Below are 17936 nucleotides of genomic sequence, written 5' to 3' on the forward strand. Positions count from 1 at the left end.
CGCGCCACCTTCTCCCGACGGGAGAAGGAGAGACTCAGGTGCGCGGCAGGGTGACGCCGGTCTGGCCCTGGTATTTGCCGCCCCGGTCCTTGTAGCTGGTCTCGCATTCTTCGTCGGATTCGAAGAACAGCATCTGCGCCACGCCCTCGTTGGCGTAGATGCGCGCCGGCAGCGGCGTGGTGTTGCTGAACTCCAGGGTGACGTGGCCCTCCCACTCCGGTTCCAGCGGGGTCACGTTGACGATGATGCCGCAGCGCGCGTAGGTGCTTTTTCCAAGGCAGACCACCAGGGTGCTGCGCGGGATGCGGAAATATTCCACCGTGCGCGCCAGGGCGAAGCTGTTGGGCGGAATCACGCAGGAATCGGCCTCGACATCGACGAAGCTGCCGCTGTCGAAATGCTTGGGATCGACGATGGTGGAGTTGATGTTGGTGAAGATCTTGAACTCGCGCGAGCAGCGCACATCGTAGCCGTAGCTGGAAGTGCCGTAGCTGACGATGCGCTCGCCGTTGACCTGCTTCACCTGCCCGGCCTCGTAAGGTTCGATCATGCCGCGGGTTTCGGACATGCGGCGGATCCAGCGGTCGCTCTTGATGCTCATGCAGTGGGTTCTCATGCCTGTGTTGCGGCGGCCGAGCGGCCGCCATGAAGGATTCTAGCGGACCGCTGGCACGGCGGTCAGACCAGCGAGGAGGCGATGGGCATCGAAGCGCGCGGTCGCAACGCCAGTTGCGCCGCCAGTTCGCGCGCCACCTGCCGGTAGGCCTGGGCAACCGCTGAATCAGGCGCCGCGATCACCACCGGGCGCCCTGCATCGCCCTGCTCGCGGATGCTGATGTCGAGCGGCAGCGAACCCAGCAGCGGCACGCCGTACTGGGCGGCCATGCGCTGGCCTCCGCCTTCGCCGAACAGATGTTCCTCGTGCCCGCAACTGGAGCAGACGTGCAGGGCCATGTTCTCGATGATGCCCAGCACCGGCACTTCGACCTTCTGGAACATCTTCAGTGCCTTCTTCGCATCCAGCGTGGCCACGTCCTGCGGCGTGGTGACGATGACCGCCCCGGCGACCGGGATCTTCTGCGCAAGGGTCAGCTGGATGTCACCCGTGCCGGGCGGCAGGTCGATCAGCAGGTAGTCCAGGTCGCCCCACACGGTGTCGGTGAACAACTGGGTCAGGGCCGAGGTGGCCATCGGCCCACGCCAGATCATCGGGGTTTCGGCATCGACCAGGAAGCCGATCGACATCGCCTCGACCCCGAATGCCCGCATCGGCTCGATCGACTTGTTGTCGGGGCTCTCCGGCTTGCCGCTCAGGCCGAGCATGGTGGGGATGCTGGGCCCGTAGACATCGGCATCGAGTACGCCGACGCGCGCGCCCTCCATCTGCAGTGCCAGGGCCAGGTTCACGGCGGTGGTGGACTTGCCCACCCCGCCCTTGCCCGAGCCCACGGCAATCACGTTTTTCACGCGGGCCGAGGGTGAAAGTCCGGGCTGCACCGCGTGCGCGGTAATTCGTTGCTCCACTTCGGAAGGCGCCTGTCATTCTGGAAAGCGTTCATGTTACCCGCATCGCCTGCTGCGCCGCCCGCTGAACGACCACCGCGACTCACTTCCATACGCTGCCGGATGCGGTATAAAGACGACGCCTTGCGAATGCGCCCACGTGCATCGGGCGGGTTCCATCCAATCACCCACACTCCCTGGGAGGGGAATACATGCGCAACAAACTGATCGCCACGCTGCTGGCACTGCCCCTGCTGGGCCTGTCCATGTCGGCCATGGCCGCCGATGCCACCGGTCGCTGGAAGACCATCGATGACGAGACCGGCAAGGTCAAGTCCATCGTCGAGATCTACAAGACCACCAACGGCACGCTGGCCGGCAAGGTCGTCGAGCTGGTCAATTCCGACAAGGGCCCGAACGCGGTCTGCGACAAGTGCTCGGGCACCAACAAGAACAAGCCCATCAAGGGCATGGTGATCCTCTGGAACCTGAAGGCGCAGGACGCCACCCACTGGGCCGGCGGCACCGTGCTGGATCCGGCCAAGGGCAAGACCTACAAGTCCAAGATCGAGCTGCAGGCCGGCGGCAACAAGCTGGACATGGATGGCTGCATTTCCTTCATCTGCCGCACCCAGACCTGGGTCCGCGAGTAAGCGACCGCTTCGGCACCACGCAATACGTTCGGCCCGGCACTGCCGGGCCGAATCATTTCAGGCGGCCTGGTTTGTGGCCCATGCGATAATCCGGGCCCCACCGCACGCTGCATGCCATGACCCGTACCGCGCTCGTCACCACTGCCCTGCCCTACGCCAACGGCCCTCTGCACCTGGGCCACCTGGTCGGTTACATCCAGGCCGACATCTGGGTACGCGCGCGGCGCCTGCGCGGCGACACGGCCTGGTTCGTGTGCGCCGACGACACCCACGGCACCCCGATCATGCTGGCCGCCGAGAAAGCCGGCGTCACCCCGGAAGCCTTCATCGCCAGCGTGCAGGCCTCGCATGAGCGTGACTTCGCCGCCTTCGGCGTGGCCTTCGACCATTACGACTCCACCCATTCGGCCGCCAACCGCGAACTGACCGAAACCTTCTATGCGCGGCTCGAAGCCGGCGGCCATATCGCCCGTCGCAGCGTGGCCCAGTTCTACGATCCCGAAAAAGGCATGTTCCTGCCGGACCGCTACATCAAGGGCATCTGCCCCAACTGCGGCACCCCCGACCAGTACGGCGACAACTGCGAGAACTGCGGCGCCACCTACGCGCCTACCGATCTCAAGGAACCGAGGTCGGTACTGTCCGGCGCGACCCCGGAGCTGCGCGATTCGGAACACTATTTCTTCGAAGTCGGCCGCTTCGAAGGCTTCCTGCGCGAGTGGATGGCCGGCGACGTGGCCCTGCCGGGCGTCAAGGCCAAGCTGATGGAATGGGTCGACGGCGAAGGCGGACTACGCGCGTGGGACATTTCCCGCGACGCGCCGTACTTCGGGTTCCAGATCCCCGGCGCGCCCGGCAAGTATTTCTACGTGTGGCTGGATGCGCCGATCGGCTACCTGAGCAGCTTTCGCAACCTGTGCGCGCGCAACGGCCTGGATTTCGAATCGCACCTGCGTGCCGGCACCCATACCGAACTGCACCACTTCATCGGCAAGGACATCGTCAATTTCCATGGCCTGTTCTGGCCGGCGGTGCTGCATGGGGTGGGCTTCCGCGCGCCGACCCGCCTGCACGTCAACGGTTACCTGACCGTGGAAGGCGCCAAGATGTCCAAGTCGCGCGGCACCTTCGTCATGGCCCGCACTTTCCTGGACGTGGGCCTGGAGCCGGAAGCATTGCGTTATTACTACGCGGCCAAGTCGTCCGGCGGCGTCGACGACCTGGACCTCAACCTCGGTGACTTCGTGGCGCGGGTCAACGCGGACCTGGTGGGCAAGTTCGTCAACCTGGCAAGCCGCTGCGCCGGCTTCATCGAGAAGCGCTTCGAAGGCAAACTGGCTGCAACGCTGCCGGACGCGTCGATGTACGCACGCTTCGTGGCCGCGCTGGGGCCGATCCGCGACGCCTACGAGCGCAACGATCCCGCCGGGGCGATCCGCCAGACCATGGCACTGGCCGACGAAGCCAACCGCTATATCGACGATCGCAAGCCGTGGGTGATCGCGAAGGAGCTTGATACCGGCCGGGACGGCGCCGATGCCGAACTGCAGTCGGTCTGCACGCAGGGCCTGAACCTGTTCCGGGTGCTGGTGGCCGCGCTCAAGCCGATCCTGCCACACACGGCCACCCAGGCCGAAGAGTTCCTCGCCTCGCCCGTGTACGCGTGGCAGGACCTGGACACGCCGCTGCTGGCGCACACCGTGAAGCCTTACCTGCCCCTGTTCACCCGCATCGACCCGAAGAAGATAGACGCCATGACCGAAGCCTCGAAGGACACGATGGGTGCACCGCCGGCGCCTGCCGCTGCGGTGATTGCGACCAAGCCGGCTGCGTCGGCACCGGTGCTGGAATCGAAGCAGGCAGCGGACACCGGCACGATCTCCATAGAGGACTTCACCAGACTGGACCTTCGCATCGGCCAGGTGCTGGCCTGCGAGTTCGTCGAGGGTTCCGACAAGCTGCTGCGCTTCGAACTGGATGCGGGCGACCTGGGCAAACGCCAGATCTTCTCCGGCATTCGCGCCAGTTATGGCGAGCCGGATTCGCTGGTCGGGCGCAAGGTGGTTTTCATCGCCAACCTGGCGCCACGCAAGATGCGCTTCGGCATCAGCGAGGGCATGATCCTGTCGGCCGGTTTCGACGGCGGTTCGCTGGCGCTGCTGGATGCCGATGCCGCCGCCGAACCCGGCATGCCGGTGCGGTGATCGCGAAAAGCCGCGGCGCCATCGGCCCCGATGCCCCCATGCAAGACCTCGTCGTCCCCCTGATCGAACGCCTCGACCGCCTCCTGCCCCAGACCCAGTGCGGGCAATGCGGCTTCGATGGCTGCCGGCCTTATGCCGAGGCGCTGGCGGCGGGACAAGCAAACGTGGATCGCTGCCCACCGGGCGGCGATGCGGGCGCACGCGCGCTGGCAAGATTGCTGGACGTGCCGCCGCTGCCCTACGACCGCACCCGCGGCATCCACAAACCGCCGGCCGTCGCCCTGGTCATCGAGGCCGATTGCATCGGCTGCACCAAATGCATCCAGGCCTGCCCGGTCGACGCCATCATCGGTGGCGCCAAGCACATGCACGTGGTGGTTGAGCCGCTCTGCACAGGCTGCGAACTGTGCCTGCCGGCCTGCCCGGTGGATTGCATCGTGATGGTCGACGCGGCGGAACCCCCGGAGACGGAAGTTCTGTTGTAGGAGCGACGCAAGTCGCGAAGCGGGGAAAGCATGGCCTCCGATCGTGTTGGTAATCAGGCGCTGCGTGCTTCGCGACTTGCGTCGCTCCTACAAAGGCCAGGCGGATTCGTCCGGCAGAGGCCAGGCATCGCCGCCCATTCCAACCGTCATCCCGGCGGAGGCCGGGGTCCAACCGTCAGCGTAAGCGCACCAGCCACGCCCGCTGCGTCGGCACATCGATGCTCCACTCAGCTTCTCCCCGAGAGTTGGGTCCCGGCCTTCGCCGGGATGACGACCTGGTGGGGTGAGGTTTGCGCCAGGATGATTACCCGTGGCGATAACGGGTGCTGTAGGAGCGACGCAAGTCGCGAAGCCGGTATCGCATGGGCCCGGAGGATGTTGGCGATCCGGCGCTGCGTGCTCCGCGACTCGCGTCGCTCCTACAAACCCTGGCGCGCGGTTTCGTCTACTGGAACCCGAGAGGCCAGCTCGGCGAGGCAGGGGCGACCAGCCTTACTTGCTGGCGCGGCACGCCGAGCACACACGCTCGACCCTGTAGCCCTTGGCGCGGAGCTTCTCCACCACGCCGTCGGTGCCCAACAGGTGCAGCGCGCCGACCACCACCAGGGTGTCATCCTTGCCCGGATCGGTCAGGCGCTTCTGCAGCTTCGGCAACCAGGCGTCGTTGCGCGCCACGTTGATGCGCTGGTACAGGCGCGGGTACTGCTTCTTCATGTCCACCGCCATGTCGTTCCACAACGACGCGGCGTCGCCCGCGCGCCAGGCACGGTGCATCTTCTCGGTTTCCTGTCGTGCGTCCTGTGATTCGGACAAGGCCTCGGCCAGGAACTGGAGTTCTTCTTCCTTGGTCATCCCATCCAGGAAGGCGATCTGCTCGGTGCCGGTTTCAAGCCCCGACGTCGGCTTGCCGGCACTGGCCGCCTGCGCGCCGAAATGCGCGTCCAGTCCCAAGGCCGGATCCAGGCCCTGCTTGGTCATCTCCACGATGGAAATGCTCAAGCCCACGAACCAGGGTTCCAGCATCTGCAGCACCTGCGGGCTCAGGCCCATCTTCTGCAGTGGCGCCGCATTGCGGGCCGTCCACGCATCCAGCAGTGCAATGGTTTCAGGCGGCAGTTCGCTGTTGAGGGCGGTGCCATCGCGGCGCAGGGCGGCCTGTGCCATCTTCGTGCCCAGCTCGGGTGATGCCATCTCTTCGGGCGGTATTTCGAACACCAGCGACTCGGCATCGGCAAACGCGGCCGCCACGTCATTGGAGAGTGGATAGTCACTGGGCTTGAGCAGGTGGAAGGAACCCAGCAGGTAGACCGCGTTGTCGGCGTCGGACACCTTCCACAGCAACGGCACCGGCGCCTGGTAGGCGGGCGCGGGGCGAGCCGAATCAGCGTGCGCGACCAACGAAGCGGTGGCGACCAGCGCCGCCAGCATGAGCGGCTTGAAAGTTGTCGGGAAACGCATGGTCATCCTGGTCATGGTGCGATGGCGGTGGCGGCATGGGCGTAGGTTTTTTCACCCGCAGTGATCGCCAGGTCCAGGCGGTTCTCCGGCGGCGGCAGCGGGCAGGTGGCGAAGCTGGTGAATGCGCACGGCGGATTGTAGGCACGGTTGAAATCGAGCACGACGTTGCCCTGTGCATCCGGGCCGGGCGTATCCATGAAGCGGCCGGCCGGATAGCTGCCGTGGCCGCTGCTGCGGTCGGCGATCACCAGGAACAGGCCGCCGTCCGGTTCGCCCATGGCCTCGATGCGGTAGGTCTTGCCATCGCGGACGAATTCCACCACGCCGGGATTGGGTGCGTCGGTGGCGGTGCCGATGATGTCGACGATGGGCAGGGTCTTGCCGGGTGGATGGGCGATGAACTTGCCGGTGATCCTCCAGCCCGGCTGCGGCGGCCAGTACTCCAGGCCCTTGAACTGCAGCCGGCTGGGCGCATCGGCGTGCTTGATGCGCAGCCCGAAGCGATCGCCGCGCCTGATCACCGACAGCGAGCCCTTGCCCTCGTCGAAGCCGACCACGCTGGGGGTTTCGTCGTGGTCGCTCGCCAGTTGCGTGCGTCCGCTGAGCGGCTTGCCGTCCAGGGTCAGCGCCACCCCGTCCTCGGGAGTGAAGAAGACATGCCCGTCCACCTGCTCGACCATGCCCATCTTCGGCGGACCGACGGCCAGACGCATGCCGTTGGCGATGCCCGTGCCGCTGCCCAGGTAGTGCGCCTTGAGTTCCAGCCAGTGCAGGCCGACCAGGCTGGTCCAGCCATCGGGTTGCGACAACTCCTGCCTGCGCTCCTCGCGCCAGACCGCGTCGTCGGCCAGGAAGGCCACGTCACTGAGTGGCGCTTCGGCGACCTTGGCGGGCCCGGGCGCATCCGCCTCGCAACCCGCCAGCATGCCCGCCAGTGCCATCAACAGCAGGTACCGCATCCCCTTCCCCATCTTCTAGCGTCCCCTCATGAACCAGCGATCGATCTCGGCCAGTGAAAAACGCGCCCAGGTCGGCCGGCCATGGTTGCACTGGCCCGAGCGTTCGGTGATTTCCATTTCGCGCAGCAGCGCGTTCATTTCCGGCACGGTCAGGCGCCGGTTGGCGCGTACCGCGCCGTGGCAGGCCATGGTCGACAGCAGCTCGTCGCGTGCGGCGGCGATGCGCCTGGACTCGCCATGTTCGCGCAGGTCGGTCAGCACGTCGCGCAGCAGCGCCACCGGCTCGGCCTGGGCCAGCAGCGCCGGCACGGCACGGATGCTCAGCGACTGCGGGCCGCTGCGGCTGACATCGAAGCCCAGCGTGGCCAGGGTCTCGGCTTCACGCTCGGCGACCTCGGCCTCGCGTTCGGCTACCGCCAGGCTCATCGGCACCAGCAGGGGCTGTGAATGCAGGCCGATGCCGTCATGCGCGTTTTTCAGTTTCTCGTAACCGATGCGTTCGTGCGCGGCGTGCATGTCGACCACGATCAGGCCGTCGGCGTTCTCGGCCAGGATGTAGATGCCGTGCAGCTGCGCGATGGCGTAGCCGAGTGGAGGAATGGAAGCATTGCTGCTGGCCGGCAGCGGCTGTTGGTCGGACTGCGGGGACCAGGCCTGCGCCGGCATCGGCGTCTGCGCATACAGCGCGGCATAGGCGGCGGGCGCTTCGCCCAGGCCCAAAGCGGACTGCTGCGTTGGCGACCACGACACTGATGAAGCGTACTGGCCCGCGGGCGAGCTGTTGCCCGGGAAAAACGCATTGTCGGCCGCGCCCTGGGTCGCGGCGGCGATCGAGCCGGCGCGCGTGTCGGCCAGCGCCGCCTGCAGCGTGCGGTAGACGAAATCATGCACCAGCCGCGTATCGCGGAAGCGCACCTCGTGCTTGGCCGGGTGCACGTTGACGTCCACCCGCGACGGGTCGATTTCCAGGAACAGCACATAGGCCGGCTGGCGGCCGTGGAAGAGCACGTCCTGGTAGGCCATCTTCACCGCATGGGCGATGTTGCGGTCGCGCACCGCGCGACCGTTGACGTACAGGTATTGCTGGTCGGCACTGGCGCGCGAATAGCTTGGCAGGCCGATCCAGCCATGCAGGCGCAGTCCGGCCGCGTCGTGTTCGACCCGCAAGGCCTGGCGCGCGAAGTCATCACCCAGGGTTTCGTTGAGGCGCAGCGTGGATTCGAGCAGGTCCGGCTTGTAGCGCCGCGACGGGCGGCCGTTGTGGCTGACCCGCAGCTCCACGTCGGGCCGCGCCAGCGCCAGCGAACGCAGCCATTCCTCGATATGCCCCAGCTCGGTGCGCTCGGCGCGCAGGAACTTGCGCCGCGCCGGCACGTTGTAGAACAGCTCGCGCACTTCGACGGTGGTACCCGGCGCCTGCGCCTTCGGCGTCACCTCGCCCAGCTTGCCGCCTTCGACCTGCAGCAGCGAGCCATGGGCATCGATGGCGCGGCGCGAGGACAGCGAGAAGCGGCTGACCGAGGCGATGGAGGGAAGGGCTTCGCCGCGGAACCCCAGCGTGGCCACTGACTCCAGGTCATCCAGAGAGGCGATCTTGCTGGTGGCGTGGCGCGCCACCGCCAGCGGCAATTGTTCCGGCGCGATGCCGCCGCCATCGTCGCGGATGCGGATCAGGCGGATGCCGCCTTCCTCCAGGTCGATGTCGATGCGCAGGGCCCCGGCATCCAGCGCGTTCTCCACCAGTTCCTTGACCACCGACGCAGGGCGTTCGACGACTTCGCCAGCGGCGATCTGGTTGATCAGGATGTCGGGGAGTTGGCGGATCTGCACTAGTGGGCGGCGCGTTGGCGCCGTCAGGAAAAACCAGCCGTGATGATAGCCGAGGGGTGGCGCTTAGGGTGCGCCGGCGCTGCCAGCGCGGGCATTGCCATTGGCTGCGGCCAGGTCGGCCGCCTGGGCGCGGGCGGCGAACAGCGTGCCCGGTGGCGGCTGGCGGGTGAAATAGGTCTGCACGCCATCCAGCACCGCGCCTGCGACCTTGCGCTGGTAGGCGGGGTCGATCAGCCGGGCTTCTTCGTCGGCATTGGAAATGAAGGCGGTTTCCACCAGCATCGACGGCATGTCGGAAGTGCGCAGCACCGCGAAATTGGCGCGCTCGATGTTGGGCTTGTGGTTGTTGCCGACGCGCTTGAGGCCGTCCAGCACATGGCCGGCGGCATCTTCGGAAGCTTTCATGTGGCCGCTCTGGGCCAGGTCCAGCAAGACCGAAGACAGGGTGTTGTCGACCTGCTTCAGGCGCACGCCGCCGACCAGGTCGGAGGCGTTTTCCTTGTCGGCCAGCCAGCGCGCGCGCTGCGAGGATGCGCCCTTCAGCGACAGCACATAGACCGACGAGCCACGCGCGTTGCGGTTTTCCGCTGCGTCGGCATGGATGGAAACGAACATGTCGGCCCGGTTGGCACGCGCCTTCTGCGCGCGCTGCGGCAGCGGAACGAAGAAGTCGCCGTCGCGCACCAGGTAGGCCTTCATGCCGGGAGTGGCGTTGATCTGGCGTGCCAGCTCACGCGCCATCGCCAGGGTGACGTCCTTCTCGCGCTTGCCGGTGGGACCGACCGCGCCGGGATCCTGGCCACCGTGGCCGGCGTCGATTGCGATCACCAGCGGACGCATGCCGGCACGCATGGGCATCTGCGGCAGCGTACGGGTGGGTACTGCGGACTCCGCCGTGTCCGCGGGATCGATATCGGCCCTGGCCGTGGCGGCAGAAGGCAACGGCACGCCGGTGGCAATGGTGTATTGCGCCGGCGCTTGCGGCGCAGGCGCGTTGATCACGGGCGCTGTGACTACCGAGGCCACCGGCATCCTGGCGACCGGCTCGTAGGCAGGAGACACACTGGCGCGGCCTTCAAGGATGGCCTGGGGCGAGACCTTGGACGGAGTCGTTGTCGGCGGGCGGCTGGCCGCCTCCCGCACGGCGGCGCTGGTCAAGGCGGCCGTCGCTGCAGCGGCGGTCTGCATGGGCGTCGCCGCTGCAGTTGCGATGGCCGCGGTGGAAACCGATGGGGTGACGATCTGCGGTTTGACCGCCGCCAGTGCCGGAGCAGGACCATCGCCCGGCCATTCCAGCACCAGCAGGGCACCGGTGGCGGTGGGCTCCAGGCGCGGCTTCATCGCAACGACCGAATCCCCCAGGTCGAACACGATGCGCAAGGTGTCCGGCGTAGGCTGGCCGGTGCGCACCGACTTGATCAGCCCGGCGCCGGCCGGCAGCTTCAGGCCGCGCATGGCGCTCGAAGCAGGCAGGTCGACTACCAGGCGGTCGGGCCCGGCCAGGGAAAGAGTCCGGTACTCTCCTTTGCCTTCCAGCTGGATCTCGGCACGGGTGCCGGTGGCGCCGGTTTCGACCCTGACGCTGCGGACTTCACCGGCCAGCGCGGGGAACACCAGTCCGACTCCGAGCGTGATGCCCAGCAGTTTGCGTCCGAAATGGGTGAGCCCCTTATGCATGGGCCGGATTCAAGCACCATCGGCCATGGAATGCAAATATTTTTTCCTTAATAATCCGGGACCTGCCAAACCTTCCTATCCCGGCGCAGAGGAGAGTGCCGCAAACTCCGCGGTTGCGGACAATCGCGCCAGCCATTGCTGGCCCTGACCGGTTTCCGCAGCCAAGCGGGCCACCCGTCCGTTGCCGTCCATACCCAGCTCGACCCGCAGGTCCGGCCTGGGCAGCGCAGACCCCGCCCGCTCGGGCCACTCCACCAGCCACAAGGTGGCCACGGCATCGTCCAGGCCCAGGAAATCCAGCTCGCCCACATCGCCGATGCGATACAGGTCCAGGTGCCAAGCCTCGCCTTCGGGAATCGGATAGCGCTCGATCAGGGTGTAGGTGGGGCTGCGGATTGCGCCTTCCACACCCAGCCGGCGCAGCAGGGCGCGCGCCAGGGTCGACTTGCCTGCGCCCAGGTCACCCTGCAGGTGCATGGCCGCCTGCGCAGGCCGTGTATCGGCGAGCGCGCGGCCCAGCGCTTCGGTGGATTCGCTGTCAGGAAGCTGCAACCGCATCAGCCGATGCCTCGCGGATTGGCGAGGCGACGGATGTGCGGGAACAGGTCCGAAGGCAGCAAGCCGCGTTCGCCCGCTTCGGCGGCCGCGTCGCCGGCCAGCGAATGCAGCAGCGCTCCGGTGCTCGCCGCCTCGAACGCGGGCATGCCACCCGCGCGGAGCGCGACCAGGATGCCGGTCAGCACATCGCCCATGCCGCCGACCGCCATGCCCGGATTGCCTGCATCGATGACGCGCGGCAGCTCACCGGGCGCGGCGATGACGGTGCCTGCGCCCTTCAACACCACTACCGCCTGGTAGCGCGTCGCGATTTCAGTGGCTGCGGCCAGGCGATCACGCTGCACGCTGGCGGTATCGGTACCCAGCAGTCGCGCCGCTTCGCCCGGATGCGGGGTGAGGATGGCGCCGGTCACCCGCTGGCCTGTCAACGCGACCAGGTTCAGCGCATCGGCATCCAGGACCAGCGGCTTGCCCGAAGCCAGCACCAGCTTCAGCAGCGCCGCACCCCATTCTTCCTGTCCCAGGCCGGGACCGATGGCCACGGCATCGGCCTGCAAAAGCAGGGGCAGCAACTGCTCGCCCGATTCCACCCCATGGGCCATGGCCTCGGGGCGCCGACCCAGCAATACCGGCACGTGCGCATCGCGCGTGGCCACGTCCAGCAGGCCGGCGCCGGCGCGCAAGGCCGCTTCGGCACACAGCACGATGGCGCCGCCATGGCCGTGGTCGCCGCCGATGCACAGCGCGCGTCCGGATTCGCCCTTGTGGGTATTGCGGCGTCGCGGCAGCAGGCACGACGGCAGGAACTCCGCGGTCAGCAGGCACGCGCGCGGAGCGGCTTCGGAAACCACCTCGTCATCCACGCCCAACGCATCCAGCGTCAGCACGCCGGTGTGTTCCAGCGCGGCACCGGTATGCAGGCCGGCATGGCGGGCGATGAATTGCAGCGTATGGGTGGCGATCACCGCCTTGCCCGGCAATGCGCCGGTGTCGGCATCCACGCCGCTGGGCACGTCCAGAGACAGCACCGGCGCGACCTGCGCATTGATCGCGTCGATCAGCGCTGTGGCAAAGGCATCGGGTTCGCGCGACAGGCCGATCCCGAACAGCGCATCCACCACCACCTCGCCGCGCGGCAGCACTTCGGGAAAAATCGCAATGCTGCCGCCGGCCGCCAGGTAGTCGGTACAGGCCTGCTGCGCCAACCCGGTGGCCGGAACGTGCTCGGCCAGGTGCAGCACGCAGACCTTGCGTCCCGAGCGATGCGCCAGCCGCGCCAGCACATAGCCATCGCCGCCGTTGTTGCCGGGGCCGCAGACCACGGTGATGGATTGCGCGGTGGGCCACTGCTGCAACAGCAGCTGCCACGCGGCCTGGCCTGCGCGCTGCATCAGCACGTAGCCATCGCCGCCCAGCATGGCGGTGGCCTGGGTATCCAGCGCGCGCGCGGCGCGGCTGTCGAACAGGGGCAGCAATCCGTACATGGCATGGATTCTATACTTCCGGCATGTCCTCCCCGCTCCATCCCATGCCCAACCCGATGCCCGACCGGGCGATGCCTGATCCGGCCCGGCTCGCACGACGCATCCGCACCCTTTCGCGCGAGCTCGGTTTCCAGCGCTGCGGCATCACCGGCATCGAGCTGGACGAAGACGAGGCGCACCTGCGCGACTGGCTGGCCGAAGGGCTGTACGGCTCGATGGAGTGGATGGCACGGCACGGCGACAAGCGCGCGCGCCCGGCGGAACTGATTCCCGGCACATTGCGGGTGATTTCGGTGGGACTGGATTACGGCCGCAACGATGGCGGGGACGCCTGGGCTACGCTGGCCGATGGCGAACGCGCCTACGTCGCCCGTTACGCACTGGGCCGCGATTACCACAAGCTGATGCGCCAGCGCCTGCAGAGGCTCGCCGAGCGGATCCAGGAAGAAGTCGGCCCGTTCGGCCACCGCGTGTTCGTCGATTCGGCGCCGGTGCTGGAACGCGCACTGGCGCGCAATGCGGGGCTGGGCTGGATCGGCAAGCACACCTGCCTGATCGACAAGGACGGCGGCTCGTGGTTTTTCCTGGGCGAGATCTACGTCGACCTGCCGTTGCCGATCGACCTGCCGGCCAGCGCGCATTGCGGCAGCTGCGTGCGCTGCATCGATATCTGCCCGACCCAGGCCATCATCGCGCCGCATCGTCTGGACGCGCGCCGCTGCATTTCCTACCTGACCATCGAGCACGAAGGTTCCATTCCCGAACCACTGCGCCCGGCCATCGGCAACCGCATCTTCGGCTGCGACGACTGCCAGCTGGTATGCCCCTGGAACAAGTTCGCCAGGCGCACCGACGAGCCCGATTTCCGCGCGCGCAACGAGCTGGACACCGCCACCCTGCCGCAACTGTTCGCGTGGTCGGAAGCCGGGTTCCTCAGCCGCACCGAAGGATCGGCGATACGCCGCAGCGGCCACGAGCGCTGGCTGCGCAATATCGCGGTGGCACTGGGCAATGCACCGACTACGCCTGCGGTGATGGAAGCACTGGCGTCACGGCGGGACGATGCATCGGATGTGGTGCGTGAGCATGTCGATTGGGCGCTGGCGCGGCACGACAAATGATCGCCCTTCTCCCGCCGGGAGAAGGTGCCCGCAGGGCGGATGAGGGCGCGAACCGTAGTTGCGCACCATAGGTAGTCCGTTACGGGATCTCTCATGCCCTCATCCGGCGCTTCGAGCCACCTTCTCCCGGAGGGAGAAGGGAACATCAACCGCGAGCTTTCAATTCCGCCAGCAACACCCTGGTCACCGGGTCGCTGGCCTCTACCTCGCCCCGCAGCGCCGGCAGCAATCCGTTCGCCAGCTGCTTGCCCAGCTCCACGCCGAACTGGTCGAAGGCATTGATGCCCCACAGCACCGACTGCGCGTACACGCTGTGCTCGTACAGGGCGATCAGCGCGCCCAGTGACTGGGGAGTCAGCGCATCCAGCAGGATCAGGGTGCTGGGGCGGCCGCCGGCATAGGCACGATGCGGGTCGTCGCTGGCCTGGCCATTGGCCAGCGCTTCGGCCTGGGCGAACAGGTTCGACATCAGTGCCAGGTGGTTTTCCGCATATGGATCGTCGTTGCGGACCGTGCCGACGAAATCCAGCGGCACGATGCCGGTGCCCTGGTGCAGGGCCTGGAAAAAGCTGTGCTGCACGTCGGTGCCGGCGCCGCCCCACCACACCGGCACGGTATCGACCTCGACCGGGCTGCCGTCCAGCCGCACCGACTTGCCCAGGCTTTCCATCACCAGCTGCTGCAGGTAGGCCGGCAGCAGCGCCAGGCGCTGGTCGTAGCTCATGACCCCGTGCGCGGCATGGCCGAGCGCATTGCGGTTCCAGATTGCGGTCAAGGCGTGGCGCACCGCGATGTTTTCCCGCAGCGGCGCGTTCAATACGTGCGCGTCGAAATCCGAGGCGCCGGCCAGCAATTGCTCGAAGCGCTCGAACCCGATCGCCAGTGCGATGGGCAAGCCCACCGCCGACCACAGCGAATAGCGGCCACCCACCCAGTCCCACATCGGCAGCACGCGTTCGGCAGCGATGTCGAATGCGGCCGCGGCGCGCTCGGGATTGGCGCTGACCGCGTACAGGCGCTCGCTGCCGCCCAGCCAGTCGCGCAGGATGCCGCCGTTGAGCAAAGTTTCCTGGGTACCGAAGGTCTTGGAAATCAGGATCGCGGCGGTGCGCGCCGGATCCAGCGGCGCCAGCGTGCGCTGGGCGGAGGCGCCGTCGACGTTGGAGAGGAAGTGCACGCGGAAGCGCACGCCCGACGGCGCCCGCAAGGCATCGGCGACCAGGCGCGGGCCCAGGTCGGAGCCGCCAATGCCGACGCTGACGATGTCGGTGATGCCGCTGGCTTCCAGTTCGGCTACCAGCGTGCCCATGCGCACGCGCACTTCGCTGGCGGTCGCATAGGCCTGGCGCGCGATCGCGGCACCGGAGTGGTTGCCGCGCAAGGCGGTGTGCAGGGCGGCGCGGCCTTCGGTGACGTTGACCTGCTCGCCGTCGAACAGCCGCTGGTAGGCGCCGGCAAGGTCGCGCGTGCGCGCCAGTTCCAGCAGCGCGGCCAGGGCGTCGCGGTCATAGTACTGGCGCGCGAAATTGAAATAAAGCGCGCCGTGGCGCAAGGCGAAATCGCCCGCGCGTGCTGCATCGCCGTTCACCAGCGAAGAGATCGTCGTGCCGCTCAGGCGCGCGGCATGGGACTGCAGCGCGTCGAACCCGGCCGCGGCGCTCATGCGGCCTGCTTTGGGATGGAATGGTTGGTGTGGGTGATGCGGTTGTGCGCATCGACGTAGATCAGGTTGGGCTTGAACACCTCGGCTTCCTGCTCGCTCATGCCGGCAAAGGCGGCAATGATCACCAGGTCGCCCACCTGCACATGGCGCGCGGCGCCGCCGTTGAGCGAGATCACCCCGCTGCCTTCATCGGCGCGCAGCGCATAGGTGGTGAAGCGGCTGCCGTTGGTGACGTCCCAGACATGCACCTGCTCGAATTCGCGGATGCCGCTGGCTTCCAGCAACAGGCCGTCGATGGCGATGGACCCTTCGTAGTTCAGTTCCGAATGGGTCACGGTGGCACGGTGGATCTTGGTCTTGAGCAGGCTAAGTTGCATGGGGGCACACGTGAAATCAAAGAGAGCCGGAGTCTACCAAGACCCAACTCCGCTTCACGTCGCGAATCGAGCCAACCAAGGCAGGACAGGATGCGGCTTGAGCCCCTCTCCCCCGGGAGAGGGGTTGGGGTGAGGGTACGGAGGAGAGAAGATGGCTCAGGCGCCTTGGCTCCGCCGTACCCTCACACCCCAAGGGTGCTTGCTTCGGTGCGTCCGGCGCTTCGCGCCACCTTCTCCCTATGGGAGAAGGACTTTTCCGTCTCACCACTCCAGGTTGTCAATCAACCGGGTCTTGCCCAGCCTGGCCGCGACCAGCGAAACCTTGGCGCCCGGGCTGCCGTCCTGCAACATGCCCAAGTCCGGACGCCGCACCACCGCGTAATCGACTTCGAATCCGGCTTCGGCCAGTCGCCTCGAAGCTTCCGCCTCCACTGCAGCCAGCGACTGCCCACCCACCATCGCTTCACGCATCGCCAGCAACGTGCGCCTGATCTCCGCGGCGCGCGGGCGCTCGTCGGCGGTCAGGTACTGGTTGCGCGAGCTCATCGCCAGGCCGTCGCTTTCGCGCACGATGCTGCCGCCCAGGATCTCGATCGGCACGGCCAGGTCGGTCACCATCTGCCGGATCACCGCCAGTTGCTGGAAATCCTTCTTGCCGAAGGCAGCCACGTCCGGTTGGACCTGGTTGAACAGGCGCGTCACCACCGTGCACACGCCGTCGAAATGACCCGGGCGATGCGCGCCTTCCAGCACGCTGCTGACGCCCGGCACGTTGATGCGCGCGGCCAGTTCGATGCCGAAGGGATACATCGACTCCACCGTGGGCAGCCACAGCACGTCGCAGCCGGCGCCTTCCAGGCCGGTGGTGTCGGCCTCGGGCGTGCGCGGGTAGCGGGTGAAATCCTCGTTGGGGCCGAACTGGGTCGGGTTGACGAATACGCTGGAGACCACGCGGTCGGCGTACTGGCGTGCCAGCATCACCAGCGAATAGTGGCCGGCGTGCAGGTTGCCCATGGTCGGCACGAAGCCCACCCGCAGGCCCTCGCGCTTCCAGCCATTGACGCGGGCACGCAGGGTGTCCAGTTCGGTCAGGGTTTCGATCATTGCGCTTCCGGTTGCGGGCGGGGCGGCGTCAGGGAATGACGTCAGTAGGAATGTTCTGCATCGGGGAACGAACCGTCGCGCACGGCGGCCGCGTAAGCGGCGATCGCACCGGCAACCGAACCGCCCTGGGCCAGGAAGTCCTTGACGAACTTCGGCTTGCGGTGGCCGCTGTCCAGGCCCAGCAGGTCGTGCAGCACCAGCACCTGGCCATCGCAGCCGGGGCCGGCACCGATGCCGATGGTGGGAATGGCGCTGGCGCTGGTGATGGCGGCGGCCAGCGTCGAGGGCACGCATTCCAGCACCAGCAGCGAGGCGCCGGCTTCGGCGACCGCCGCCGCATCGGCGCGCAACTGCGCGGCCGCCTGCTCGTCGCGGCCCTGGACCTTGTAGCCGCCCAGTTTCAGCACCGATTGCGGGGTCAGCCCCAGGTGGCTGCAGACCGGGATATCGCGCTCGGCCAGGAACCGGATCACCTCGAGCTTGTGCCCGGCGCCTTCCAGCTTGACCATCTCGGCGCCGGCCTGCAGCAGCGCGATGGACGCCTGCAGCGCGCGTTCGGGGGTGGCGTCTGACTGGAACGGCAGGTCGCTGACCAGCATCGCCCGCTGCAGCCCGCGGGCCACCACTTCGGTGTGGTAGGTCATGTCCGCCACCGTCACCGGCAGGGTCGAACCCCTGCCCTGCACCACCATGCCCAGCGAATCGCCCACCAGCACCAGGTCCACGCCGTTGAGGTCGGCGGCGCGGGCGAAGCCATGGTCGTAGGCGGTCAGCATCACCAGCCGGCGCCCCTCGCGCTTGGCCGCGGCCAGGGCCGGCAGGGTCCACTTCTTGATTTCGGCGTGCGTGCTCATGGGGGC

The 17936-nt window shown here is 67.3% G+C and carries 16 protein-coding genes; 4 read left to right on the plus strand and 12 right to left on the minus strand.

From position 1 onward, the window contains the following. Nucleotides 1–34: 34 nt before the first annotated feature. The gene (gene dcd / locus DT603_RS07540) at nucleotides 35–601 is read right to left on the minus strand and encodes a dCTP deaminase (protein ID WP_162349259.1); all 567 of its coding nucleotides are present in this window, start codon (nucleotides 599–601) and stop codon (nucleotides 35–37) included. A gap of 77 nt (nucleotides 602–678) precedes the next feature. Then, nucleotides 679–1524 carry an iron-sulfur cluster carrier protein ApbC gene (apbC, locus tag DT603_RS07545; RefSeq protein ID WP_162349260.1) on the minus strand — a complete coding sequence of 282 codons (846 nt, stop codon included), beginning with the start codon at nucleotides 1522–1524 and terminating at the stop codon, nucleotides 679–681. Between the two features lie 191 nt (nucleotides 1525–1715). On the opposite strand from apbC, the gene DT603_RS07550 reads away from it, so the two are divergent. The 3 genes from DT603_RS07550 (at nucleotide 1716) to rnfB (ending at nucleotide 4845) form a co-directional block, all read left to right on the plus strand. Next, the gene (locus tag DT603_RS07550) at nucleotides 1716–2156 is read left to right on the plus strand and encodes a DUF2147 domain-containing protein (protein ID WP_162349261.1); all 441 of its coding nucleotides are present in this window, start codon (nucleotides 1716–1718) and stop codon (nucleotides 2154–2156) included. A gap of 116 nt (nucleotides 2157–2272) precedes the next feature. Beyond that, entirely contained in the window at nucleotides 2273–4360 is a 2088-nt protein-coding gene (gene metG, locus DT603_RS07555) for a methionine--tRNA ligase (RefSeq protein WP_162349262.1), read from the plus strand. Nucleotides 4361–4398: 38 nt separating this feature from the next. Next, a complete protein-coding gene (gene rnfB / locus DT603_RS07560) occupies nucleotides 4399–4845 on the plus strand; it encodes an Rnf electron transport complex subunit RnfB (RefSeq protein WP_162349411.1) in 447 nt (148 codons plus the stop codon). 492 nt (nucleotides 4846–5337) lie between these two features. On the opposite strand, the gene DT603_RS07565 is transcribed toward rnfB, so the two are convergent. The 6 genes from DT603_RS07565 to DT603_RS07590 all read right to left on the minus strand — a co-directional run bounded on the left by DT603_RS07565 (nucleotide 5338) and on the right by DT603_RS07590 (nucleotide 12811). Then, entirely contained in the window at nucleotides 5338–6318 is a 981-nt protein-coding gene (locus DT603_RS07565; protein ID WP_246191667.1) for a TraB/GumN family protein, read from the minus strand. Further along, a complete protein-coding gene (locus tag DT603_RS07570) occupies nucleotides 6315–7274 on the minus strand; it encodes a DUF1684 domain-containing protein (protein ID WP_211368346.1) in 960 nt (319 codons plus the stop codon). Before DT603_RS07570 ends, DT603_RS07565 begins: the two co-directional genes overlap by 4 nt. Before the next feature lie 3 nt (nucleotides 7275–7277). Then, a complete protein-coding gene (mutL, locus tag DT603_RS07575; protein ID WP_162349264.1) occupies nucleotides 7278–9092 on the minus strand; it encodes a DNA mismatch repair endonuclease MutL in 1815 nt (604 codons plus the stop codon). A 63-nt stretch (nucleotides 9093–9155) separates the two neighbouring features. After that, nucleotides 9156–10769 (minus strand): N-acetylmuramoyl-L-alanine amidase, encoded by a 1614-nt coding sequence (locus DT603_RS07580; RefSeq protein WP_162349265.1) that lies wholly within the window; start codon nucleotides 10767–10769, stop codon nucleotides 9156–9158. 75 nt (nucleotides 10770–10844) lie between these two features. After that, nucleotides 10845–11327 (minus strand): tRNA (adenosine(37)-N6)-threonylcarbamoyltransferase complex ATPase subunit type 1 TsaE, encoded by a 483-nt coding sequence (tsaE, locus tag DT603_RS07585; protein ID WP_162349266.1) that lies wholly within the window; start codon nucleotides 11325–11327, stop codon nucleotides 10845–10847. After that, complete coding sequence (locus tag DT603_RS07590; RefSeq protein WP_162349267.1) at nucleotides 11327–12811, minus strand: NAD(P)H-hydrate dehydratase; 1485 nt, start codon at nucleotides 12809–12811, stop codon at nucleotides 11327–11329. The genes tsaE and DT603_RS07590 overlap by 1 nt, the downstream gene beginning before the upstream one ends. A 56-nt stretch (nucleotides 12812–12867) precedes the next feature. Here DT603_RS07590 and queG point away from each other — a divergent pair, with 56 nt between their 5' ends. After that, entirely contained in the window at nucleotides 12868–13932 is a 1065-nt protein-coding gene (gene queG, locus DT603_RS07595; protein WP_162349413.1) for a tRNA epoxyqueuosine(34) reductase QueG, read from the plus strand. Nucleotides 13933–14077: 145 nt separating this feature from the next. Here queG and pgi read toward each other — a convergent pair whose 3' ends face one another. The 4 genes from pgi to panB form a co-directional block, all read right to left on the minus strand. Continuing rightward, the gene (pgi, locus tag DT603_RS07600) at nucleotides 14078–15595 is read right to left on the minus strand and encodes a glucose-6-phosphate isomerase (RefSeq protein WP_162349268.1); all 1518 of its coding nucleotides are present in this window, start codon (nucleotides 15593–15595) and stop codon (nucleotides 14078–14080) included. After that, nucleotides 15592–15972: an aspartate 1-decarboxylase gene (gene panD, locus DT603_RS07605; protein ID WP_162349269.1), complete on the minus strand. Its 381-nt coding sequence runs from the start codon at nucleotides 15970–15972 to the stop codon at nucleotides 15592–15594. Before panD ends, pgi begins: the two co-directional genes overlap by 4 nt. Nucleotides 15973–16233: 261 nt before the next feature. Further along, nucleotides 16234–17076 carry a pantoate--beta-alanine ligase gene (panC, locus tag DT603_RS07610; RefSeq protein WP_162349270.1) on the minus strand — a complete coding sequence of 281 codons (843 nt, stop codon included), beginning with the start codon at nucleotides 17074–17076 and terminating at the stop codon, nucleotides 16234–16236. Nucleotides 17077–17117: 41 nt separating this feature from the next. Next, a complete protein-coding gene (panB, locus tag DT603_RS07615; RefSeq protein WP_162349271.1) occupies nucleotides 17118–17930 on the minus strand; it encodes a 3-methyl-2-oxobutanoate hydroxymethyltransferase in 813 nt (270 codons plus the stop codon). Nucleotides 17931–17936 lie beyond the last annotated feature (6 nt).

The sequence above is a fragment of the Pseudoxanthomonas gei genome (assembly GCF_010119615.1).
GTDB lineage: Bacteria > Pseudomonadota > Gammaproteobacteria > Xanthomonadales > Xanthomonadaceae > Pseudoxanthomonas_A > Pseudoxanthomonas_A gei.